Source organism: Actinotalea sp. C106 (assembly GCF_023630195.1).
Taxonomy (GTDB): Bacteria; Actinomycetota; Actinomycetes; order Actinomycetales; family Cellulomonadaceae; genus Actinotalea.
In genome coordinates, this window is the sequence record NZ_JALPKN010000022.1 from 1 (window position 1) to 21,504 (window position 21,504).

23 protein-coding genes and 4 tRNA genes are annotated in these 21,504 nt (G+C 72.8%); 9 read left to right on the plus strand and 18 right to left on the minus strand.

Annotation, left to right across the window (positions count from 1 at the left end; genetic code table 11):
• Window positions 1-355 precede the first annotated feature (355 nt).
• The 5 genes from rplA to L0B03_RS02885 all read right to left on the minus strand — a co-directional run bounded on the left by rplA (window position 356) and on the right by L0B03_RS02885 (window position 3,007).
• On the minus strand, window positions 356-1,078 hold the full coding sequence (rplA, locus tag L0B03_RS02865; protein ID WP_250443856.1) for a 50S ribosomal protein L1: 723 nt from the start codon (window positions 1,076-1,078) through the stop codon (window positions 356-358).
• Window positions 1,079-1,166: 88 nt separating this feature from the next.
• Complete coding sequence (rplK, locus tag L0B03_RS02870) at window positions 1,167-1,598, minus strand: 50S ribosomal protein L11 (RefSeq protein ID WP_208056052.1); 432 nt, start codon at window positions 1,596-1,598, stop codon at window positions 1,167-1,169.
• 87 nt (window positions 1,599-1,685) lie between these two features.
• On the minus strand, window positions 1,686-2,510 hold the full coding sequence (nusG, locus tag L0B03_RS02875) for a transcription termination/antitermination protein NusG (protein ID WP_250443859.1): 825 nt from the start codon (window positions 2,508-2,510) through the stop codon (window positions 1,686-1,688).
• A 57-nt stretch (window positions 2,511-2,567) separates the two neighbouring features.
• The gene (gene secE / locus L0B03_RS02880; RefSeq protein WP_250443861.1) at window positions 2,568-2,843 is read right to left on the minus strand and encodes a preprotein translocase subunit SecE; all 276 of its coding nucleotides are present in this window, start codon (window positions 2,841-2,843) and stop codon (window positions 2,568-2,570) included.
• 91 nt (window positions 2,844-2,934) lie between these two features.
• Window positions 2,935-3,007: transfer RNA gene (locus L0B03_RS02885), tRNA-Trp, on the minus strand.
• 206 nt (window positions 3,008-3,213) lie between these two features.
• Here L0B03_RS02885 and L0B03_RS02890 point away from each other — a divergent pair.
• The 6 genes from L0B03_RS02890 to L0B03_RS02915 all read left to right on the plus strand — a co-directional run bounded on the left by L0B03_RS02890 (window position 3,214) and on the right by L0B03_RS02915 (window position 9,431).
• Window positions 3,214-4,434: a pyridoxal phosphate-dependent aminotransferase gene (locus tag L0B03_RS02890; RefSeq protein WP_250443865.1), complete on the plus strand. Its 1,221-nt coding sequence runs from the start codon at window positions 3,214-3,216 to the stop codon at window positions 4,432-4,434.
• Window positions 4,435-4,521: 87 nt separating this feature from the next.
• On the plus strand, window positions 4,522-5,400 hold the full coding sequence (locus L0B03_RS02895; RefSeq protein ID WP_250443868.1) for an ABC transporter ATP-binding protein: 879 nt from the start codon (window positions 4,522-4,524) through the stop codon (window positions 5,398-5,400).
• Window positions 5,397-6,353, plus strand: coding sequence for an ABC transporter permease (locus L0B03_RS02900; protein WP_250443872.1), 957 nt, complete (start codon window positions 5,397-5,399; stop codon window positions 6,351-6,353). Before L0B03_RS02895 ends, L0B03_RS02900 begins: the two co-directional genes overlap by 4 nt.
• Window positions 6,343-7,653, plus strand: a complete 1,311-nt coding sequence (locus L0B03_RS02905) for a sensor histidine kinase (protein WP_250443875.1) — start codon at window positions 6,343-6,345, stop codon at window positions 7,651-7,653. The genes L0B03_RS02900 and L0B03_RS02905 overlap by 11 nt, the downstream gene beginning before the upstream one ends.
• Window positions 7,650-8,273, plus strand: coding sequence for a response regulator transcription factor (locus tag L0B03_RS02910; RefSeq protein WP_250443878.1), 624 nt, complete (start codon window positions 7,650-7,652; stop codon window positions 8,271-8,273). Before L0B03_RS02905 ends, L0B03_RS02910 begins: the two co-directional genes overlap by 4 nt.
• An 84-nt stretch (window positions 8,274-8,357) precedes the next feature.
• Window positions 8,358-9,431 (plus strand): adenosine deaminase, encoded by a 1,074-nt coding sequence (locus L0B03_RS02915; RefSeq protein ID WP_250443881.1) that lies wholly within the window; start codon window positions 8,358-8,360, stop codon window positions 9,429-9,431.
• Here L0B03_RS02915 and L0B03_RS02920 read toward each other — a convergent pair.
• The 3 genes from L0B03_RS02920 to L0B03_RS02930 are packed head-to-tail and all read right to left on the minus strand — an operon-like array spanning window position 9,380 to window position 13,237.
• Complete coding sequence (locus tag L0B03_RS02920; RefSeq protein WP_250443883.1) at window positions 9,380-10,531, minus strand: UDP-N-acetylmuramate dehydrogenase; 1,152 nt, start codon at window positions 10,529-10,531, stop codon at window positions 9,380-9,382. The genes L0B03_RS02915 and L0B03_RS02920 overlap by 52 nt on opposite strands.
• Window positions 10,532-10,550: 19 nt before the next feature.
• Entirely contained in the window at window positions 10,551-11,822 is a 1,272-nt protein-coding gene (locus tag L0B03_RS02925; protein ID WP_250443886.1) for an MFS transporter, read from the minus strand.
• On the minus strand, window positions 11,819-13,237 hold the full coding sequence (locus L0B03_RS02930) for a sugar MFS transporter (RefSeq protein WP_250443889.1): 1,419 nt from the start codon (window positions 13,235-13,237) through the stop codon (window positions 11,819-11,821). The genes L0B03_RS02925 and L0B03_RS02930 overlap by 4 nt, the downstream gene beginning before the upstream one ends.
• A 217-nt stretch (window positions 13,238-13,454) precedes the next feature.
• Here L0B03_RS02930 and L0B03_RS02935 point away from each other — a divergent pair, with 217 nt between their 5' ends.
• Window positions 13,455-14,519 (plus strand): LacI family DNA-binding transcriptional regulator, encoded by a 1,065-nt coding sequence (locus L0B03_RS02935; RefSeq protein ID WP_250443892.1) that lies wholly within the window; start codon window positions 13,455-13,457, stop codon window positions 14,517-14,519.
• Window positions 14,520-14,536: 17 nt separating this feature from the next.
• On the opposite strand, the gene L0B03_RS02940 is transcribed toward L0B03_RS02935, so the two are convergent.
• From L0B03_RS02940 to L0B03_RS02970, 7 genes are all read right to left on the minus strand, one after another.
• Window positions 14,537-14,956, minus strand: coding sequence for a MaoC family dehydratase (locus tag L0B03_RS02940; protein ID WP_250443894.1), 420 nt, complete (start codon window positions 14,954-14,956; stop codon window positions 14,537-14,539).
• Window positions 14,953-15,402 carry a MaoC family dehydratase N-terminal domain-containing protein gene (locus L0B03_RS02945; RefSeq protein WP_250443896.1) on the minus strand — a complete coding sequence of 150 codons (450 nt, stop codon included), beginning with the start codon at window positions 15,400-15,402 and terminating at the stop codon, window positions 14,953-14,955. The genes L0B03_RS02940 and L0B03_RS02945 overlap by 4 nt, the downstream gene beginning before the upstream one ends.
• Before the next feature lie 38 nt (window positions 15,403-15,440).
• Window positions 15,441-15,611 (minus strand): 50S ribosomal protein L33, encoded by a 171-nt coding sequence (gene rpmG / locus L0B03_RS02950; protein WP_250443899.1) that lies wholly within the window; start codon window positions 15,609-15,611, stop codon window positions 15,441-15,443.
• Between the two features lie 88 nt (window positions 15,612-15,699).
• Window positions 15,700-15,776, minus strand: a tRNA-Met gene (locus L0B03_RS02955).
• Between the two features lie 58 nt (window positions 15,777-15,834).
• Window positions 15,835-15,907 (minus strand) — tRNA-Thr (locus L0B03_RS02960).
• On the minus strand, window positions 15,898-16,266 hold the full coding sequence (locus L0B03_RS19680) for an SDR family oxidoreductase (RefSeq protein WP_374204865.1): 369 nt from the start codon (window positions 16,264-16,266) through the stop codon (window positions 15,898-15,900). The genes L0B03_RS02960 and L0B03_RS19680 overlap by 10 nt, the downstream gene beginning before the upstream one ends.
• 229 nt (window positions 16,267-16,495) lie before the next feature.
• Window positions 16,496-16,579 (minus strand) — tRNA-Tyr (locus tag L0B03_RS02970).
• Between the two features lie 131 nt (window positions 16,580-16,710).
• On the opposite strand from L0B03_RS02970, the gene L0B03_RS02975 reads away from it, so the two are divergent.
• Window positions 16,711-17,202 (plus strand): YajQ family cyclic di-GMP-binding protein, encoded by a 492-nt coding sequence (locus L0B03_RS02975; protein ID WP_250443904.1) that lies wholly within the window; start codon window positions 16,711-16,713, stop codon window positions 17,200-17,202.
• Window positions 17,203-17,305: 103 nt separating this feature from the next.
• On the opposite strand, the gene htpX is transcribed toward L0B03_RS02975, so the two are convergent.
• Window positions 17,306-18,169, minus strand: coding sequence for a zinc metalloprotease HtpX (htpX, locus tag L0B03_RS02980; RefSeq protein ID WP_308199986.1), 864 nt, complete (start codon window positions 18,167-18,169; stop codon window positions 17,306-17,308).
• A 57-nt stretch (window positions 18,170-18,226) separates the two neighbouring features.
• Window positions 18,227-19,585 (minus strand): FAD-dependent oxidoreductase, encoded by a 1,359-nt coding sequence (locus L0B03_RS02985; protein ID WP_250443906.1) that lies wholly within the window; start codon window positions 19,583-19,585, stop codon window positions 18,227-18,229.
• Between the two features lie 153 nt (window positions 19,586-19,738).
• On the opposite strand from L0B03_RS02985, the gene rarD reads away from it, so the two are divergent.
• On the plus strand, window positions 19,739-20,698 hold the full coding sequence (gene rarD, locus L0B03_RS02990; RefSeq protein WP_250443908.1) for an EamA family transporter RarD: 960 nt from the start codon (window positions 19,739-19,741) through the stop codon (window positions 20,696-20,698).
• A gap of 15 nt (window positions 20,699-20,713) precedes the next feature.
• On the opposite strand, the gene L0B03_RS02995 is transcribed toward rarD, so the two are convergent.
• Window positions 20,714-21,139, minus strand: coding sequence for an FHA domain-containing protein (locus L0B03_RS02995; protein ID WP_250443910.1), 426 nt, complete (start codon window positions 21,137-21,139; stop codon window positions 20,714-20,716).
• Between the last annotated feature and the right edge of the window lie 365 nt (window positions 21,140-21,504).

The following is a 21,504-nucleotide window of genomic DNA, read 5'->3' on the forward strand; positions in this document are numbered from 1 at the left end:
AGGCGCTGCCCGCACCCTGACGGGCTGGGCCCTGGCCGCGACGCTCACCGCGGCGGTGGTGAGCCCCGTGCTGGCCTCGACCGAGGTGGCCGAGCAGGCAGTGCCGGACAGCGGCACCCGCCACCCCGAGGACGCCCACCTCCCCGAGAGCATCGAGGGGGGCCACACGGGCCACTGAGGCCCCGCCGCGGTGCCCGGCCCGCACGGGACCCGGCTGGCACGGGAGCGGACCGGCACGGCACCCGCGACACGTGGCACGTGGCACGTGGCACGAGGCACCACCCTGGTCACGAACGCCGCGAGGCCCGGCACCCCTCGGGGGCCGGGCCTCGCGGCGACTGCGGTGGTAGCGACGTCAGGCGGCGTCGCCCTCGTCCTCGGTGAGGTTGCGCGTCTTGTTCTGGTCGAGCGGGATGCTCGGGCCCATGGTGGTCGTCACGACCGCCTTCGAGATGTACCGGCCCTTGGAGGAGGACGGCTTGAGCCGGAGGACCTCGTCGAGGGCAGCGGCGTAGTTCTCGACGAGCTGCACGTCGGCGAACGAGACCTTGCCGATGATGAAGTGCAGGTTCGCGTGCTTGTCGACGCGGAACTCGATCTTGCCGCCCTTGATCTCGGACACGGCCTTGGCCACGTCCATCGTCACGGTGCCGGTCTTCGGATTCGGCATGAGGCCGCGGGGCCCGAGGACCTTGCCGAGGCGACCGACCTTGCCCATGAGGTCAGGCGTCGCGACGGCCGAGTCGAAGTCGGTGTAGCCGGCGGCGACCTTCTCGATCAGCTCGTCGCCACCGACCTCGTCGGCGCCGGCTGCACGGGCCTGCTCGGCGCGCTCGCCGGTCGCGAAGACCAGGACGCGGGCGGTCTTGCCCGTGCCGTGGGGGAGGTTGACCGTGCCACGGACCATCTGGTCCGCCTTGCGCGGGTCGACCCCGAGGCGGAAGGCCACCTCGACGGTCGCGTCGTACTTGGTGGTCGACGTCTTCTGGGCCAGGCGGATCGCCTCGAGCGGCGTGTACAGCCGCTCGCGGTCGATGGTCTCGTCGGCCTTGCGGTACGCCTTGCTGCGCTGTGCCATCTGCGTGTCTCCTCGTGTGCAGTCGTGGTCCTAGGGCCAGCGCCTGGCCCTGCCACTGGGTGTCCGGGACCGGATGGTCCCGCGACGGTCAGTCCTTGACGGTGATGCCCATCGACCGCGCGGTGCCGGCGACGATCTTCATGGCGGCGTCGATGTCGTTCGCGTTGAGGTCCTCGAGCTTGGTCTGCGCGATCTCGCGGACCTGGTCCTTGGTCAGCGCGGCGACCTTCGTGGTGTGCGGCGTCGGCGAGCCCTTGGCCACACCGGCAGCCTTCTTGATGAGCTCGGCGGCCGGCGGGGTCTTCGTGATGAAGGTAAACGAGCGGTCCTCGTAGACCGTGATCTCGACCGGCACGACGTTCCCGCGCTGCGACTCGGTCGCCGCGTTGTACGCCTTGCAGAACTCCATGATGTTGACGCCGTGCTGACCCAGGGCAGGGCCGATGGGCGGTGCCGGCGTGGCAGCCCCAGCGTTGATCTGGAGCTTGATCAGGCCGGAGACCTTCTTCTTGGGGGGCATGATGCCTTCCGTTCGTTGAGTGGGCCGACGCCGTGGGCGATGACCCGGTTGCAGTGCTGTCGCACGGCCCCGCTGCTGCGGGACCGATCAGATCTTGGCGACCTGGTTGAAGGACAGCTCGACCGGGGTCTCCCGGCCGAAGATCGAGACGAGCACCTTGAGCTTCTGCTGCTCGGCGTTGATCTCGGAGATCGTCGCCGGGAGCGTGTCGAAGGGCCCGTCGGTCACGGTGACCGACTCGCCGACCGTGAAGTCGACGGTGATCTGCGGGGCCGAGCCGCCCGCCGGGGCGGACTTCTCCGTCGCCGGGGCGAGGGTCGGCGCGAGCATCGAGAAGACCTCGTCAAGGGTCAGCGGCGGAGGCTGGTGGCTGTTGCCGACGAAGCCCGTGACACCCGGCGTGTGCCGGACGGCGCCCCAGGACTCGTCGGTCAGGTCCATCCGCACCAGCACGTACCCGGGGATCCGCACCCGGCGCACGACCTTGCGCTGGGCGTTCTTGATCTCCGTGACCTCCTCCATGGGGACCTCCACCTGGTGGATGTAGTCCTCCATGTTGAGGCTCTGCGTGCGGTTCTCGAGGTTGGCCTTGACCCGGTTCTCGTAGCCCGCGTAGGAGTTGATGACGTACCAGTCGCCGGGCTGACGCCGCAGCTCGGCCTTGAAGGCCGCGACCGGGTCCTCCTCGTCGTCCTGCTCCGCGACGGGCGCGACGTCGGGCTCGTCCTCGGTCACCTCGATCTGCGCCTCGTCGACCTCGGCACCCTCGGTGGTCTCGGCCCCCTCGGGCTCCGTGGTCTCCTCGTCCACGAGGACGTCCTCCGTGCCATCGGCCTCGACCGGTGCGTCGACGACGGCCTCCGGGGCCTGCGTCTCGTCCTGCTCGGTCGGGTCCAGGGGCTCCTGCGACACGGGGTGAACCTGCTTTCTGCTGAGGGTGATGCTCGGACGGGCCGGGGTCGGGCGGCGCTAGCCGCCGAAGATCCAGCCGGTGGCCAGGCCGATGCCGAGGTCGATGACGGTCACGAAGGCCATCACGACGGCGACGAACACCAGCACCACCGTGGTGTAGGTGATGAGCTCGGAGCGCGTCGGACGGACGACCTTCTTGAGCTCGGCGAAGACCTGGCGGACGAACAGGGCGATACGTCCGAAGAGGCCGCGGCGGCTGGACCGGTCGGCCGGGCGCGAGCCGTCACCGGCGCCCTCGGCACCTGCGGCGGCCGCTCCTGCGGATTCGCTCACGGTTCGTCCCTACCTACGTCTCGCGGTACCTGCTCGGTCCCTGCTGCGCCCGCTCGTGCGGGCCGTCCCGGCCGGGGACCGGCCGTTCACGCAGGGCAGGCGGGACTCGAACCCACAACCGCCGGTTTTGGAGACCGGTGCGCTACCAATTGCGCCACTGCCCTTCGGTGCGCCGACGTCCACGACCGACGCGGGCACGCCGCATCATGGTGGACGTCAACCACCAGCGGTCGAGTGTACGTGGTCCCGGGCGATGGGTCGAACCGCCGCCTGCCCCGCACCTCAGTCCCTGCACCTCGGCCCCTGCGCCCTGGCCCCTCGCTCGCACCCGACCCGCGCCCCCCGCAGGCACCTCTGCCAGTATGGACCGGTGAGCCAGACACCTTCCGCCGCCCCCAGGATCTCCCGCCGCGTCGGCGCCATCGCCGAGTCCGCGACCCTCGCCGTCGACGCCAAGGCCAAGGCGCTCAAGGCCGCCGGCCGGCCCGTCATCGGCTTCGGTGCGGGCGAACCCGACTTCCCGACCCCGCAGTACGTCGTCGACGCCGCCGTCGCCGCCTGCTCGGTGCCCGCCAACCACCGCTACACCCCGGCGGCCGGCCTGCCCGACCTGCGTGAGGCCATCGCCGCCAAGACCCTGCGCGACTCGGGGTACGAGGTGGCCACCAACCAGGTCCTCGTGACCAACGGAGGCAAGCAGGCCGTCTACCAGGCCTTCGCGACCGTCGTCGACCCCGGCGACGACGTGCTGCTCCCGGCCCCGTACTGGACCACCTACCCCGAGGCGATCCGGCTGGCCGGGGGCAACCCGGTCGAGGTCTTCGCCGGCGCGGACCAGGGCTACCTCGTCACGGTCGAGCAGCTCGAGGCCGCGCGCACCGAGCGGACCAAGGTGCTGCTCTTCTGCTCGCCGTCGAACCCGACCGGAGCGGTCTACAGCCCCGAGCAGACCGAGGCGATCGGCCGCTGGGCCCTCGAGCACGGCATCTGGGTCATCACCGACGAGATCTACGAGCACCTCGTCTACGACGACACCGTCTTCACCCCGATCGTGCGCGCAGTTCCCGAGCTGGCAGACAGCAGCATCGTCCTCAACGGTGTGGCCAAGACCTACGCCATGACCGGTTGGCGGGTCGGCTGGATGATCTCGCCGGTGGACGTGACCAAGGCGGCGACCAACCTGCAGTCCCACCTGAGCTCCAACGTCGCGAACGTCTCGCAGCGCGCGGCGATCGCCGCCCTCACCGGGGACCTCACCGCGGTCCAGGAGATGCGCACGGCCTTCGACCGGCGCCGGCGCACCATGGTCGAGATGCTCTCGGCGATCGACGGCGTGCACTGCCCGACGCCGCAGGGCGCCTTCTACGCCTACCCGAGCGTCGAGGGGCTGCTCGGGCGGACGATCCGTGGCGTCACCCCGACCACCTCGGCCGAGCTCGCCGCCCTCATCCTCGACGAGGCCGAGGTCGCCGTCGTCCCCGGGGAGGCCTTCGGCCCGAGCGGGTACCTGCGCCTGTCCTACGCCTTGGGCGACGAGGACCTGGCCGAGGGCGTCGGGCGCCTGCAGACCCTGCTGGGCGAGGCCCGCTGACTCCCCCTGGGGTCCACCGATCGGTGGACCCCAGGACCGGTCTCCCGAGGGCTCCCGTCGAGGGCCCACCTGGGCCAGGCTGGAGCCATGAGCCCCACGACCGCGGTCCACGTCCGTGACCTGCACAAGCACTACGGCCCCAAGCGCGCCGTCGACGGCCTCGAGCTGACCGTCGAGCACGGCGAGATCTTCTCCGTCCTGGGCCCCAACGGCGCCGGGAAGACCACGACCGTCGAGATCCTCGAGGGCTACCGCCACCGGGACCGCGGCGAGGTCTCCGTGCTCGGCACCGACCCCCAGCACGGGGACCGCCGGTGGCGCAGCCGCCTGGGCATCGTCCTGCAGTCGGCCGACGACCAGGCCGAGCTGACCGTCGCCGAGCTGGTGCAGCACTTCGCCACCTTCTACCCCAGCCCGCGCGACCCCGAGGAGCTGGTCGCGGCGGTCGGGCTGACCGAGAAGGCAGGCACCCGCGTCCGCCAGCTCTCGGGCGGGCAGCGTCGCCGTCTCGACGTCGCCCTCGGCATCGTCGGTCGGCCCGAGCTGCTCTTCCTCGACGAGCCCACCACCGGGTTCGACCCCGAGGCGCGCCGGTCCTTCTGGGACCTGCTGCGCTCCCTGCGGGACGAGGGGACCACGATCCTGCTGACCACCCACTACCTCGACGAGGCCGAGCAGCTGGCCGACCGGTGCGCCGTGGTGCGGGACGGTCGCGTCGTGGCCCTCGACACCCCGGCCGCCCTAGGTGGCCGGGCGGCGCGGCAGGTCATGGTCCGCTGGGTCGAGGACAGCACCGCCCGCAGCGCCACGACCGCCGAGCCGACGGCCCTCGTCGCCGCGCTGACCGCGCGGCTCGGGCCGGGCGAGATCCCCGGCCTCGAGGTGGTCCGGCCGACCCTCGAGGACGTCTACCTCAGCCTCATCGGCGAGGCCTCCCACCACGACCTCGAGGAGGTCCCGGCATGAGCACCACCACTCCCCCGACCGAGCACACCGCTGGGCACACCGCTGGGCACACCGATGGGCACACCGCTGGGCACACCGATGCGCACACCGCCCCGACGACCGAGCCCACCGTCCGGCGCGCACCCCAGGGCACCGCGGCCGCCCTCCCGAGCCTGGCCCGCGTCGCCTGGGCCCGCACCGTCCTGGAGCTCCGGCAGTTCTTCCGCGAGCGCGACGCGGTCGTCTTCATCTTCGCCTACCCCCTGATCATGCTGGCGATCTTCGCGACGGTCTTCGGGCAGGGCGGCGCGACCGTCGGCCCCGAGCCCGGCATCCCCTTCGCGCAGTACTTCCTGCCCGGGATGGTCGCGACCGGCGTGATGCTGTCGAGCTTCCAGAACCTCGCGCTGTCCATCGCGGTCGAGCGGGACGAGGGCGGGCTCAAGCGGCTGCGCGGCACCCCGATGCCCCCTGCGGCCTACTTCCTGGGCAAGATCGGGTCGGTGCTGCTCACCAGCGCGATCCAGATGGTGCTGCTCATCGGGCTCGGCTCCCTCGCCTTCGGGATCGACCTGCCGACCACCGCCGACAAGTGGCTGACCTTCGCGTGGGTCTTCGTCCTGGGCACGGCGGCCGGCGCGGTGTGCGGCGTGGCGTTCAGCTCGGTGCCGCGGTCGGGGCGCAGCGCCTCGGCGGTCGTGACGCCGATCGTCCTGGTCCTGCAGTTCATCTCCGGGGTCTTCTTCATCTTCAACGACCTGCCGACGTGGATGCAGCGGGTGGCCGAGATCTTCCCCCTCAAGTGGCTCGCGCAGGGCATGCGCTCGGTCTTCCTGCCCGAGGAGGCCGAGGCCTTCGAGGTCTCCGGATCCTGGCAGCACGAGGCGACGGCGGCGGTGCTGGTCGCGTACCTCGTGGTCGGCCTGGTGCTGGGCGTGCGGACCTTCCGCTGGCAGCGGCGCGATGACGGCTGAACGGCCCGACGGCGACGCCGTCAGGAGCATCGACGCGCGGTGGCCCAGGGACGTCGTGTGGTGGGACGTCGCCTTCTACGCCATCGCCGCCCTCACGGCCGTGTCGGTGGTCGCCCAGCTCGACCGCCTCGGGCCCCAGGCGCCGGTCTCCCTCGTCGCTATCGCGGGGCTCGTCCTCGCCTACGCGGTGCTCGGGCGACGGGCGGCCCGGAGCCGTGACCAAGGTCAGGCCCTCGCCTACCTGCTGATCATGATGGTCCTGGTCTGCACGGCGATCGCCACGACCGCGGGCAGCAGCCTGCTGCTCTTCATCGGGTTCTCGCAGATCTGGATGCTCGTCGAGCGCACCCGCACGGGGATCGTCCTGGTGGTGATGCTGGCCGTCGGCGCGACCCTGGCCATGTCCCTGCCGCACGGGCCGACCGCGGGGAGCCTGGCGCGGAACGCCGCCGAGATGGCCGTGGTGCTCGTCTTCGCGATCGGCCTGGGCCTGTGGGTCGCAGTCACGATGCGGCAGGCGGAGCGGTACGCGGTGCTCGTCGACGAGCTGCGGGCCACCCAGGCGGCCCTCGCTGCCTCGCACCACGCGGCCGGGGTGACGGCCGAGCGGGAGCGGATGGCCCGCGAGATCCACGACACCCTCGCGCAGGGGTTCACCAGCGTCGTCATGCTCGCCCAGACCGCGCGATCGAACCTCGAGCACGGGCGCCTCGACCAGGCCCGGGGCCGGATGGACCTGGTCGAGCAGACAGCACGGGACAACCTCGCCGAGGCCCGTGCCCTGGTCGCGGCCTTCGCGCCGGTCGGGCTCCAGGAGGGTTCCCTGGCCGAGGCCCTCACCCGACTCGCCGAACGCTTCACGCAGGAGACAGGGGTGGTGGTCGAGGTCGTCATCCCGGAGCAGCTGCCGCCGCTGGACCGCGAGCGCGAGGTGGTGCTGCTCCGGGCCGCCCAGGAGGCGCTGTCGAACGTGCGGCGCCACGCCGCGGCGCACCGGGTCCGGCTGGTGCTGCGTGAGGGGCCCGGGCAGGCCGGTACCGGGGGCGCCGTGGAGAGCCGGGCGACCAGGTCCGACGGCGAGCCGCCCGCAGCCCGTACCGTGCACCTCGAGGTGGTGGACGACGGCCGTGGCTTCGACCCGGGCTCGGCGGCGGGCCTGGGGCTGCGCGGGATGCGCGAGCGGGTCACCGCGGGGGGCGGCGACCTGTCGGTCGAGAGCTCGGTCGGGGACGGCACCCGGGTGCGGGTCTCGCTACCCCTCGTGGTGGGGGCCGAGGACGAGGAGAGGACGGTGCCGTGATCAGGGTGCTGGTCGTCGACGACCATCCGGTGGTGCGCGCCGGGCTCGTGGGGCTGCTGGCCGACGAGCCCGACCTGACGGTGGTCGGTCAGGCGGGCGACGGCGGTGCCGCGGTCGAGATGGTCGAGGAGCTCACCCCCGACGTCGTCCTCATGGACCTGCGGATGCCCGGGACCGACGGGGCGACGGCCACCGGGCAGATCACGGGCCGCTGGCCGGCGACCCGCGTCGTCGTGCTGACGACCTTCGAGACCGACACCGACATCCTGCGGGCCGTCGAGGCCGGAGCCACCGGGTACCTCCTCAAGGACACCCCGCAGCCCGATCTCGTGGCCGGCATCCGCGCGGCGGCCCGCGGGGACACGGTGCTCGCCCCCTCGGTCGCGCGGCGCCTGGTCCACCAGGTGCACCGCCCCGAGGAACGCCTCACCCCCCGCGAGCTCGAGGTGCTGGCCGCGGTGGCCCGGGGAGGCAGCAACGCGCAGATCGGCGCCCAGCTGTTCATCACCGAGGCCACCGTCAAGACCCACCTGCTGCGGGTCTTCGCCAAGCTCGGCGTCGACGACCGGACCCGTGCGGTGACCGTGGCCCTCGAGCGCGGGCTGCTGCCCTCGCCCTGAGCGGGGTCCCGCCCACCTCCTGCGGTGACGACGCCCCCAGGGCGTCACCTCTCTCCTCTGGCCACCTGCTGGCACACTGACCCGATGCGTGACCTGGCGGCCCTGCCCAAGGCGCACCTCCACCTGCACTTCACCGGCTCCATGCGCGTCCCGACCCTGGCGGACCTCGCCGCGGAGCGCGACGTCCGCCTCCCCCGCGCCCTGCTCGACGGCGACCCGCTCCAGCTGCCCGCGGGGGCGCGCGGATGGTTCCGCTTCCAACGGCTCTACGACGCTGCCCGTGCCTGCGTGCGTTCCGAGGCCCACCTCCGAAGGATCGTCGCGGAGGCTGTGCAGGACGACGCCGCCGAGGGCTCGGGCCGGCTCGAGATGCAGGTGGACCCGACCTCGTACGCCCCCTTCGTCGGGGGGATCACCCCGGCGCTGGAGATCGTGCTGGACGAGGCAAGGGCCGCGAGCGCCCGCACCGGTGTCGAGGTGGGGGTGGTGGTCGCCGCCTCACGCATGCGCCACCCGTTCGAGGCCCGGACCCTCGCGCGTCTCGCGGCTCGCCATGCCGGGGACCAGCCCGGCCAGGTGGTGGGCTTCGGCCTGAGCAACGACGAGCGTCGGGGGGACACCGAGGCGTTCGGGCCGGCCTTCGCGATCGCCCGTCGCGCGGGGCTCGCCTCGGTGCCGCACGGCGGCGAGCTCCTGGGACCGGCGCACGTGACCGAGGTACTCGACCATCTGGGTCCGGACCGGCTGGGTCACGGGGTCCGCGCGGTCGAGGACCCGCGCGTGCTGGAGACCGTGGTCGAGCGCGGCATCGCCCTCGAGGTGTGCCCGGCGTCGAACGTCTCGCTCGGGGTCTACGCCGAGGACCACCACGTCCCGCTGCGCCGGTTGGCCGACGCAGGAGTGACGATGGCTCTGGGGGCCGACGACCCGCTGCTCTTCGGCTCGCGCCTGGTCGCGCAGTACGAGGCCGCACGGACCGTGCACGGCTTCGACGACGCGGCCCTCGCCGAGCTCGCCCGCGGGTCCATCCGCGCCTCGGTCGCGACCGACGAGACCCGACGCCGGCTGCTGGCCGGGGTCGACGCGTGGCTGGCGGAGCCCGAGGGTCAGAGCGAGCAGCCGACCAGCACGGGCTCGGGCTCGAGGGTGATGCCGTAGGCCTCGCGGACGCCGTCCCGCACGCTGCGCGCGAGGGTCAGGAGGTCCTCGGTGCTGCCGCCGCCGCGGTGGGTGAGGGCCAGGCTGTGCTTGGTCGACAGGCCCACGACCCCGGGCAGGCCGTAGCCCTTGGTGAAGCCCGCGTTGTCGATCAACCAGGCGGCGCTCGTCTTGACCAGCGCCTCGTGGCCCGCACCGCCGGCGGGGGCGGCCTCGGAGATGGTCGGGCGCACCGGGTAACGGGGCGCCCCGTCGGGCAGCATGTCGGCCACCTCGGCGGGGACCACGGGGTTGGTGAAGAAGGAGCCTGCGCTCCAGGTGTCGCGGTCGGCGGCGTCGAGCACCATGCCCTTGCCCCCGCGCAGCTCGAGGACCGCGGCGCGCACCTCGGCGAGGGGGGCGCGCCCCCCCACCGCGACGCCGAGGCGGCGCGCCAGCTCGGCGTAGGCCACGGGGGCCGAGAGCGTGCCGAGCCGCAGCTGGAAGCCGACCTCGAGGACCACGTACCGCGGGGTGGGGGCCCAACGGCTCGGCGAGCCGTCGGCCTCGCGCAGCGAGCGCTTGAGCAGCGAGGTGCGGTACCCGAAGGCCAGGTCCGTCAGGGCGAGGGTGCGGATCCGCTGCTGCTCGCGGTCCCACACGCGCACCGTGGAGACCACCCCCGAAACCTCCTGGCCGTAGGCGCCCACGTTCTGCACGGGGGTCGCGCCCGTGGAGCCGGGGATCCCCGCCAGGGCCTCGACCCCGACCCACCCCTCGGCGACCGCACGATCGACGACGTCGACCCACGGCGTCCCCGCGGGCACGGTGACCGACGCGCCCACGCAGGACATGGCGTCCTCGAGCCGGATGCCCGTCCGGACGTCACGGACCACCAGGCCCGGGAAGCCGTCGTCGGGCACCACGAGGTTCGACCCGCCACCGAGCACGAGGACGGGCTCACCGGCGTCGTCGGCCCCGCGGACCTCCGCGACGAGCTCCTCGGCGCTGGCAGCCTCGACGTAGCGCCCGGCAGGTCCGCCCAGGCGCAGGGTGGTGAGGTCGGCCAGGGCGGGCACGTCGGCGGTGCTCGAGGGCGGTGCTGCGGGGGAAGTCGTCACGGACCCAGGCTAGGCCCGGTCAGTCCCGCGGGCGCGCGCCGGCCGCGGTGGGCAGGGGCTCGGCGGCACGCAGCACGAACAGACCGATCACCACGGGGATGGTGATGACCAGCAGCGCCTCGCGGTAGCCGACGTGCTCGGCGAGGAATCCCAGCAGGGGCGGGCCGGCCAGGAACGCGCTGTAGCCGATGGTCGCGACGACGGCGACCCGCGGGGCAGCACGCAGCGGGTCGTCCGAGGCGGCGCTCATGCCCACCGGGAACCCCAGGGCCGCTCCCGCGCCCCACGCCAGGACGCCGACGAGAGCCAGCCACATCCACGGCGACAGGCCGAAGACCAGGAGCCCGACCAGCGCGAGCCCGGCCGAGAGGCGCAGCACCGCGATCCGGCCCCACCGGTCCAGCAGGCTCGTCCCGAGGAAGCGCATCCCCGTCATCGCGGTCACGAAGACCGCGAAGCCGAGCGCGCCGACCGCGTTCGAGGTGCCGAAGCCGTCGACCACGGCGAGGCTGACCCAGTCGTTGGCGGCCCCCTCGGTCAGGGCGGCGGCGAGCACCACGAGGCCGATCAGCAGGGTGCGGGGCTCGAGCCAGGCCGCGAAGACGCTGCGTCGCGGCGCACCGTCGGCCGAGCCCGGGGTCTCGCTGTGCGTGCCCTCAGGCAGGAACCAGCGCGAGGAGATCACCACGCCCGTCAGGCTCAGGGTCAGCGCGACGGCGAGGTGGACCACCACGGGGGCCTGCAACCAGGCGGCGAGCGCCCCGACCCCGGCGCCAGCGAGGGTGCCCAGGGAGAAGCCGGCGTGGAAGCGCGGCATCACGGCCTTGTGCAGGGCCTGCTCGACCGCGGCCCCCTCGAGGTTCATCGCGGCGTCCCAGACACCGGTGCCGATGCCGAAGAGCACCAGGGCAGCGGCCACGAGCCACGTCGTCCCGAGGGCGACGCCGGTCGCAGCGACGAGCAGGCCGACGACGTTGATCACCGCGAAGGTCAGGATGGTGCGGCGCGCCCCGAGCCGCTGGACCACGAGCCCCGACAGGGGCAGGGCCGCGAGGGAGCCGATCGCCCCGAGGAGCAGCAGCACGCCCATCTCGTTCGGACGCAGCTCGAGCTGGTCCCGCACCGCGGGCAGGCGGGCCGCCCAGTTGGCGAAGTTGAAGCCGTTGAGCACGAAGGTCGCGAAGACCGCTGCGCTCGCCAGCTGCACCTGACGCGGGGACAGGACAGGGCCCGACGGCACCGGGGCAGGCTCGGGCCGCCCGGCATCACCAGGGGTGGGCGTGCTCGTCATCGACCGACCTCGCTCGGGACCCGCTCGGCCTCTCCGAGCTCGGCGAGCGTATCGGGGACCACGACCTCGGCGAGGAGGTCGTCACCGGTGACCGAGGCCGAGGGGGCGGGCAGCGACCCGGCCTCGAGGTGACCGGTGGGGCGCACGCCGCTCGGGACCGCGGGAGGCGCCGTCGGGCGGACCTGACCCGACAAGACGATGCTCACGACCATCGCACCGAGGATCAGCAGCAGCGCCTGGCGCGTGCCCAGGCTCTCGGCGGCGAGGCCCAGCAGCGGCGGGGCCGCGAGGGAGGCCACCGAGGCGAAGGCCGAGACGACGGCGACCCGGCCCGCCGCACGCATCGGGTCCTCCGAGACGGCGACCATCCCGATCGGGACGGCGAGCCCCGCTCCCAGGCCCCACCCGACGACGCCGAGGAGTGCGAGGGGCAGCGAGGGCGCCGTGCCGAAGAGCGCGAGCCCCGCGAAGGACACCACGCCCGAGCCGAGCAGGACCAGGACGCGGCCGAACCGGTCGATCAGGCGGGTGCCGACCAGGCGGGAGACCGTCATCGAGGCGACGAAGACCCCGAAGACGAGGGCCGCGACGGCCTCGCTCTGCGCGAAGCCGTCGACCACCGCGATGGCCAGCCAGTTGTTGGCCGAGCCCTCCGAGAGGGCAGCAGTCATGACGACCAGGCCGATGAGCAGGGTGCGCTTCTCACGCCAGGCGGCCAAGGAGCTGCGCAGCCCTGCACCGCGTCGACGAGGGCCTGCGTCCGCGGACTGCGCCGCGCAGACCGGCTCGGGCGGCAGGGGCAGCACCGCACCGGGCACGGCGCGGAACCGCCACACCAGGCTCACGACGCTCACGACGCCGAACTGGATCAGCAGGGGGACCTGGCCCCAGGCCGCCAGTGCACCGATCCCCGAGCCGACCACCGAGCCGATCGAGAAGGCCGCGTGGAACTGGGGCACCACCGTGCGGCCCATGCGACGCTCGATCACGGCCGTCTCGACGTTCATGGGCACGTTGCCCAGGGCGAAGGAGGCGCTCATCAGCACGATCCCGGCCACCAGGACCGCCACGCTGCCGATGGTCGGGCCGAGCCCGAGGGCCAGGGTCGCGAGGCTGAACAGCGTCGCCGCGACCAGCATGGTGCGACGGCTGCCCCAGCGCACCACGATCGCCCCGGCGATCAGCACCATGGTCAGGGAGCCGAGGGCGCCGATCAGGAGGATGACGCCGAGGTCACTCGTGGTGAGGTCGAGCTGGGCCCGCACCGAGGGCAGCCGGGACAGCCAGCTCGACACGGTCAGGCCGAGGAGCACGTAGAGGCCCAGGAGGAGCCTGCGGGCGCGCAGGACCTCGGGGGCCACGTGGGCGTCGCGGGGCGTGGGACGAGGCGCGCGGCGCGCGCGGAGCACAGACATGCAGGCCGATCCAGGTGAGCAGAGCACGAGTGCCGGGGCTGCCGACACGGGGAGGGACGGGCACGTCCTCGTGCCGTGACGCCCTGCTGTCGCATCCGGGAGCGGCGCGGCCCTCGAGGGGCGGTCCGGTCCGGGTTCGAATCGTTTCGAGGCGTCGCGTCAAGTCTGCCGATAGGCTGCAGGAACGTCAAACGGATTCGACCACGAGGCAGGTGAGATGGGGCACAGTCGACCAACCCTGGCCGACGTGGCCGGTGCGGCCGGTGTCTCGGTCTCCACCGCCTCCCTCGCCTTCTCGGGTGCAGGGCCCATCGCCGCTGCGACCCGCGAGCGCGTCCACGCCGCCGCGAGCGAGCTCGGGTACTCCGGCCCCAACCCCCTGGGCCGTTCGTTGCGCAGCGGCCGCTCGGGCATCGCCGCCGTGGTGATCGGCGACCAGCTGCGGCGCAGCTTCCGAGACCCGGTCTCGGTGCAGGTGCTCGACGGCCTGGTGAGCACCCTCGGCCAGATGGGCCTCGGCGTCCTGCTCGTGCCGGGCATGCCCGCCACCGAGGGCACGACCGGCGTCGACCCGCTGCTCGAGACGGCACCCATGGACGTCGCCGTCCTCATCTGGGGATCCCGCGAGGACGACCCCGCTCTCCTCTCGCTCCAGCGCCGGGGCGTGCCCGTGGTGATCGGGGAGGGCCCCGCGGTCGAGGGGGTGCCGGTCGTCGGCATCCAGGACCGGCGAGGATCCGAGGAGCTCGTCCGCCACCTGGCGGACCTCGGCCACGAGCGGATCGCCGTGGTGAGCCTGCCCTTCGGCGGGCCCCGCCGCTGCGCCGTGGTGTCCCCCGAGCGCATGACCGAGCTGAGGTGGACACCGACCAAGCACCGGCTCGAAGGGTTCCAGGACGCGGGGGTCGTGCCCACGATGGTGGTCGAGGCCGCAGCCTCGCTGGTCGAGGAGGGGCAGGCCGCCGGGCGCCTGCTGCTCGACGTCGAGGACCCGCCGACGGCCGTCGTCGCGCAGTCCGACCTCCTGGCGGCCGGCGTGCTCCTCGCCGCCCGCGACCTGGGCATGCGGGTCCCGCAGGACGTCTCGGTCGCGGGGTTCGACGGGATCGACCTGCCGTGGCTCGCCCCGGACGTGCTGACCACCGTGGCCCAGCCCCTGGCAGCCAAGGGCGAGGCCCTCGGCCAGACGGTCGCAGCCCTCCTCGCAGGAGAGCAGCCCGAGCCCGCCCTGCTGCCCGTCACCCTGCGGACCGGGACGACGACGGGGCCACCACGCACCTAGCGCGCCGCGCGGGAAGGTCAGGGACGGACGAGGGCCTGGGCCTTGCCCAGCACACGGGTGCCGTCACAGGTGACCGTGAGGTCGATGCGCACGGTGGCCTGCTCGGCATCGATCGCGCCGATCACGCCGCTGATCTCCACGGTGGCCACTCCAGGGTCCGGCACCGGGACGGGGCGCGTGAAGCGGACGCCGTAGTCCACGACCTTGCCCGGGTCCCCGGCCCAGTCCCCCACGAGGCCGACGGCGGTGCCCATGGTGAGCATCCCGTGGGCGATGACCCCGGGGAGGCCGACCTCGGCCGCGACGCGCTCGTTCCAGTGGATGGGGTTGAGGTCGCCGCTCGCCCCCGCGTAGCGGACCAGGGCCCGGCGGTCGAGCTCGACGGTGCGCTCACCGATCAGCTGGCCGACCTCGAGGTCGGCCAGGACGGGGCTCATGCCCCCTCCCCGCGAACGGCGAGGGTCGAGCGCACCGTGGAGACGGGGGCGCCGTCGGCCGCGGAGATCTCGCAGCGCGTGGTGACCATCGCGAGGCCGGCCCGCTCGACGATGCCGTCGACGTGCAGCACCGTGCTGAGCTGGTCCCCCGCGTGGATGGGGCGGTGGTGGGTGAAGCGCTCATCGGCGTGCACCACCCGGGAGAAGTCGATGCCCGCCTCGGGGTCCTCGACGAGCTGGGCCTCGGCCCGCTGGGCGATCACGACGGCGAAGGTGGGCGGGGCGATCACGTCGGGGTACCCCAAGGACCGCGCCGCGTCGACGTCGTGGTGGACCAGGTGCTCCGCCCCGACCGCGCTCGCGAAGTCACGCAGGTGCTCGCGCCCGACCGTGTAGGGCGCGGTGGCCGGGTAGGACCGGCCCGCGTACTCGAGGTTGATACCCATGATGCGGAGCGAGCCCCGTCAGCGCGCGAGGCGCTGGATCAGCGGGTCTCGCGGTGCAGCGTGTGCTTGCCGTCGCGCGGGCAGAACTTCTTCATCTCCAGACGGTCCGGGTTGTTGCGCCGGTTCTTCTTGGTGATGTAGTTCCGCTCCTTGCAGTCCACGCAGGCGAGCGTGATCTTCGGACGGACGTCCTGACTCTTGCTGGCCACGGTCTTGCCACCTCTCGTGCTGCGCGAGCAGCACCTGGATCGTCGATCGCACGCCGCCGGAAGGTCGACCGGCATGCCGTTGTCACTGTGGTAGCGGGGGCGGGACTCGAACCCGCGACACCACGATTATGAGCCGTGTGCTCTAACCACCTGAGCTACCCCGCCGCATCAGCACCGTGACACCCAGGACGGCGAACCGTCCTGGGTGTCCAGGCACCAACAGAGCCCCGAAAGGGAATCGAACCCTTGACCTTCTCCTTACCATGGAGACGCTCTGCCGTCTGAGCTATCGGGGCAGCGCGTGCCAGGGTACACGCGCTGAGCCGTGCCTGCGAAATCGTGGTTCAGACGGGCTCAGGAGCCAGGGTACCGAGCACCATCTCGCCGTCCACCGCGAGCTCGGCGCCGTGATGGACGAGGCCTCCGCGCTCAGCGGGAAGGCCACCACCGAGGCGATCTCCCCGACCTCGCCGATGCGTGGGATCGCCTGCGTCGCGAACATGGCGTGGTGCACCCCGGCCGCCATCGGCGTCCGGGTCCCACGCGGGTGGATCGAGCTCACCCTGATGCCGTAGCGCCCCAGGTCCAGGGCGGCGCACTTGATCAGCCCGCGCATCCCCCACGTGCTCGAGGCGTACGCCGCGAGGCTGGCCATCCCGACCAGTGCACGACGCGGCCGGCGCCACGTCCGGGTGCACGACGATCGCGGCGTCCCCGAGCTCGGCGTCCAGAGCCTGCTGCTGGGCCACGGGACGTCCTGGGGGTGCTCCCGCGGCGTCGACCCCTCCAGCGTGCGCTCGTGCGACGCGAGACCGCCAGGGACGGGCGTCCTGAGGGCGGGAACGACGAAGGCCCCGGCCGGCGAACCGGACGGGGCCTCGTGGTGGTGGCAGGTGAGGGATTCGAACCCACGTAGCTTGCGCGGCTGATTTACAGTCAGCTCCCTTTGGCCGCTCGGGCAACCTGCCGGGTCCACCCCTGGGCAGTCGTGCTGCACAGGTGCGGATGGAAGGATAGCAAGCCTGCGCGGCCTCTCGGGACACGAGCCCAGCCGGTACGGTGCCGAAGGCCCCCCACCCGCCCCACCCCAGGAGGAGACATGGCTTCGGAGTCCTCGTTCGACGTCGTCAGCAAGGTCGACCGGCAGGAGGTCGACAACGCGCTCAACCAGGCCGCCAAGGAGGTCTCCCAGCGCTACGACTTCAAGAACGTCGGGGCCTCGATCGCGTGGAGCGGCGAGTCGGTCGTGATCATCGCCAACTCCGAGGAGCGGGCCAAGGCCGTGCTCGACGTGTTCCACACCAAGCTGATCCGCCGGGGCATCTCCCTCAAGGCCCTCGACACCGGCGACCCGGTCGCCTCGGGCAAGGAGTACCGCATGGTCTCGACCCTCAAGGAGGGTCTGAGCAGCGAGGACGCCAAGAAGATCGCGAAGATCGTGCGCGAGGAAGGCCTCAAGGGGGTCAAGACGCAGATCACGGGCGACGAGCTGCGCGTCTCGGCCAAGAGCCGCGACGAGCTGCAGTCCGTGATCGCGCTGCTCAAGGGCTCCGACCTCGACGTCGCCCTGCAGTTCGTCAACTACCGCTGACCCGTCCCGGGCCCCACCAGGGCCCCGCTCCCGCCCCACCACCGATCTCGTGCCAGGACCTGGGACACCCCAGAGCACCCTGGGCTTCCGACACGAGCGAGGGCTAGGGAGCGGGGTGGCCGGCCATGCGGTGCAGGCGGGCGATGCGGTCGGCCATCGGCGGGTGGGTCGCGAAGAGCTTGGCCATCCCTGCGCCCTTGAACGGGTTGGCGATCATCAGGTGGGAGACGTCGACCAGATCACGGTTGGCGGGCAACGGGGCCCGTTGGGTGCCGCGCTCGAGCTTGGCCAGGGCCGAGGCCAGGGCCAGCGGGTCCCCGGTCAGCCGGGCGCCGTCCTCGTCGGCGTCGTACTCGCGGGTCCTGCTGATGGCGAGCTGGATGACCATCGCGGCCATCGGGGCCAGGAAGGCCATGGCGAGCATGGCGATGGGGTTGCCGCCGCGGTCACGCCCCCCACCGAAGAACATGAGGAACTGCGCGAAGGCCGTGATGATGCCCGCGACGGCGGCCGCGACCGACGAGGTGAGGATGTCGCGGTTGTAGACGTGCATCAGCTCGTGGCCGAGCACCCCGCGCAGCTCGCGCTCGTCGAGCAGGTCGAGGATGCCGTCGGTGCAGCACACCGCCGCGTTGCGCGGGTTGCGCCCGGTCGCGAACGCGTTCGGCGCCGCGGTCGGTGAGACGTAGAGCCGCGGCATGGGCTGGCGGGCCGTGGTCGAGAGCTCGCGCACGATCCGGTACATCGCCGGCTGCTCGATCTCGCTGACCGGGCGCGCACGCATGGCGCGGATCGCGATCTTGTCCGAGTTCCAGTAGCTGTAGGCCGTGCTGGCCACCCCCAGGCCGGCGAAGAGCCAGAGGAAGCTGCCGCCGTCGACCAGGGCACCGACCCCGAGCAGCACGGCCCACATGAACCCGAACAGCGCGGCCGTCTTCAGACCGTTGAAGTGCCGCCGACCACCCACCGTGCCTCCCTCATGCGTCGATGCCAGGTCAACGCACCGATCGCGCGGAGCGTTCCCTCAGGCCTCGCCGCGGATGATCGCGAGCATCTCCTCGCGCGGGACGACCTTGACCCGCTGACGGCCGTGCGGCTCGCCCAGGGACTGCTCGTAGGCGTCCAGCAGCATCCACCCGGACCACTCGACGTGGCCGACCCCACGCTCGGCGAGGTACGCCGTCACGGCCTCGGGGTCACGCTCGGGGGCGCGGTCCAGGGCCGGGACGTCGGCGACCAGGTGCTTGATGGTCTCGGTCGCGTCGGACTTGGTGTGCCCGATCAGCCCCACCGGTCCTCGCTTGATCCATCCGGTGGTGTAGACCCCCGCCATGGGCTCTCCGTCGGCCTGGACGACGCGGCCCTCGCGGTTCGAGATGACCCCGGCGACGTCGTCGAAGGGCAGCCCGGGCAGCGGCGAGCCGAAGTAGCCCACGGCCCGGTAGACGGCCTGCACGGGCCAGTCGTGCATCTCCCCCGTGCCGGCGACCGTGCCGTCCCCGGTGAGCACCGTGCGCTCGGTCCGCAGACCCGTCACGGCCCCCTCCCCCAGCACCTCGACCGGGCGGTGCAGGAAGTGCAGGTGGATCCGGCGGCTCGCGGTGAGCTCCTCGGGCTCCTTGAGGGTCCAGTCCGTGAGGGTCTTGACGACCTGCTTGGTCTGGTTCGAGGAGTGGATCGAGGCCATCGAGCCCTCGTCGAACTCGAAGTCCTCGGGGTAGACGATGACGTCGACGTCCGGCACGTGGCCCAGCTCGCGCAGCTCGAGGGAGCTGAACTTGGCCTGGGCCGGACCGCGCCGCGCGAAGACGTGCACGTCGGTCACGGGGTTGGCGATCAGGCCCTGGTGCACGTTGTCCGGGATCTCGGTGGGCAGCAGGTCCTCGGGGTGCTTGGCCAGCATCCGCGCGACGTCGAGGGCCACGTTGCCCGCGCCGACGACGGCGATCTGCTCGGCCTCGAGGGGCCACGTGCGGGGCACGTCGGGGTGCCCGTCGTACCAGGAGACGAAGTCCGCGGCCCCGTAGGAGCCGGGCAGGTCGATGCCGGGGATCCGAAGGTCCGCGTCCCGGATCGCCCCGGTCGAGAAGATGACGGCGTCGTAGAAGCGCCGCATGTCCTCGAGGTCGAGGTCGGTGCCGTAGTCGACGTTGCTCAGCAGCCGGATGTCCCCGCGATCGAGGATCTTGTGCAGCGCCACGATGATCTGCTTGATCCGCGGGTGGTCCGGGGCCACGCCGTAACGCACCAGGCCGAACGGGGCGGGCAGGCGCTCGAAGAGGTCGATCGAGACCTCGACGTCGGCCTTGGACAGGATGTCGGCGGCGTAGATGCCGGCGGGACCAGCACCGACGATGGCGACGCGCACAGGAGTGCTGCTCACGGCGGGGAAACACCTTCCGGAGGAGGGGCGGGGCGCGCGGGCACGCCCCGGGACGCTCGGGCCAGTCTAGGCGCGACCGGGGGGTGGGCCGGGCGTCGACCACCAGCCGGTGGCTCGCCGTCCCCGTCACCGGGAGGGCGTAGGTTCACGCTCGTGGATCCGCGACCGGCAGCCCAGGCCCTCACGCCGGCCGACGCCCCAGGCCCCGACCGCTGGGGACTGGCCCTCGGGGTGAGCGCCTACCTGCTGTGGGGGTTCCTGCCCCTCTACTTCCCGCTGCTCGAGCCCTCGGCACCGATCGAGGTGGTCGCCCACCGGATCGTGTGGTCCCTGCTCTTCTGCGCGGTCGCCCTGCTCGTCACCCGGGGCGGGCGCACCTTCGCGGCGGCGGTCCGCGACCTCCGCACCCTGGTGACCCTGGCGACGGCGGCGGTGCTGGTCGCGACCAACTGGCTCGTCTTCGTGCACGGGGTGCTCTCGGGGCACACGGTCGACGCGGCCCTCGGCTACTACATCAACCCCCTGGTCACGGTGGCCCTCGCGGTGCTGGTGCTGGGTGAGCGCATGCGGCGCGCCCAGTGGGTGGCGCTGGGTATCGGCGCGCTGGCCGTCGGGGTCATCACCGTGGGCCTGGGCCGGTTGCCGTGGGTCGCCCTGGCCCTGGCCGGCACCTTCGGCCTGTACGGCCTGATCAAGAACCGGGTGGGCCGGACGGTCCCGGCCGTGACCTCCCTCGCGGTCGAGACCGCCGTGCTGACCCCGGTGGCCCTGGTCTACCTGCTGTGGCTCGGCTCGGTGGGCCTGGGGACCTTCGCCCAGCACGGGACCCCGCACGCCCTGGCCCTCGCGGGCACCGGGGTCATCACCGCGGTGCCGCTGCTGCTCTTCGGAGCCGCGGCGCGCCGCCTGCCGCTGAGCGTGATCGGTCTGCTGCAGTACGCGGCCCCGACCATGCAGTTCCTCGTCGGGGTGCTCGTCTTCCGCGAGGAGATGCCCGCGCTGCGGTGGTGGGGCTTCGGCCTGGTGTGGTTGGCCCTGGTGATCCTCACGACCGACGGCCTGCGCACCGGGCGCCTCGAACGCATCGCACGACGGACGACCCCCGCCACCTGAGCCCGCGGCCCTGGCTCAGCCGGTCGGAGCTGCGGTCCCCGCGGCGTCGTCGGCGTCCTCGAGCCGCACGGTGAACCCGTGGTCGCCGATCGCCACCGAGGCACCCGCCGGGAGGCGGACCTGCTGGTCAGGGGCACACAGGATCTGCTGGCCGTCGTCGAGGGTGACCACGGTGCCGTTGGTCGAGTCACGGTCCTTGATCCAGACCGTCCCGCGCTCGACGCCGACGGCGAGATGGGTCTTGGAGACCGAGCGGGCCGGGTCCTCGATCGTGATGAGCTGGTCGACGTGCTCCCCCGCGCGGGGCGACGGGTTGCGGCCGATGAGCACCGAGCCGGACACGGGCATCCGTCGCCCGTCGGTCAGGTCGAGCACCACGGTGGGACCCGCGGCGTGCGGGACCTCGGGAACCTTGCCCCGGGCGGGCCGCAGCCGCGTCATCTCGACGTCGTCGGCCAGCGGACTCGTCGCCGCAGGAGTCTGCGACGCCGGGGGCTGCGATCCGGGACGCTCGACGGGCGGGGTCTGCGGGGCGGGGCGCTGCACGGGGATCTGACCCGTGGCGTCGTCCGCCTCGGGCTCGGCCGGGTCAGCAGCGGACGGGACGGCGCCAGCACCCGTGGAGGGACGACCGGCGACCGGTCCCGGGCCCGCCGCTGCGGGTGGGGGCTCTGCCGTGCTCCGGCTTCCCGGGATCGACGAGATGAGGCCGTCGTGGGTCGGCTGATCCCTCGGCGGCGAGGCCGGGACGGGCGACGCAGGGGCAGGCGGGGCATGGGCAGGCGGGGCATGGGCAGGCGGGGCAG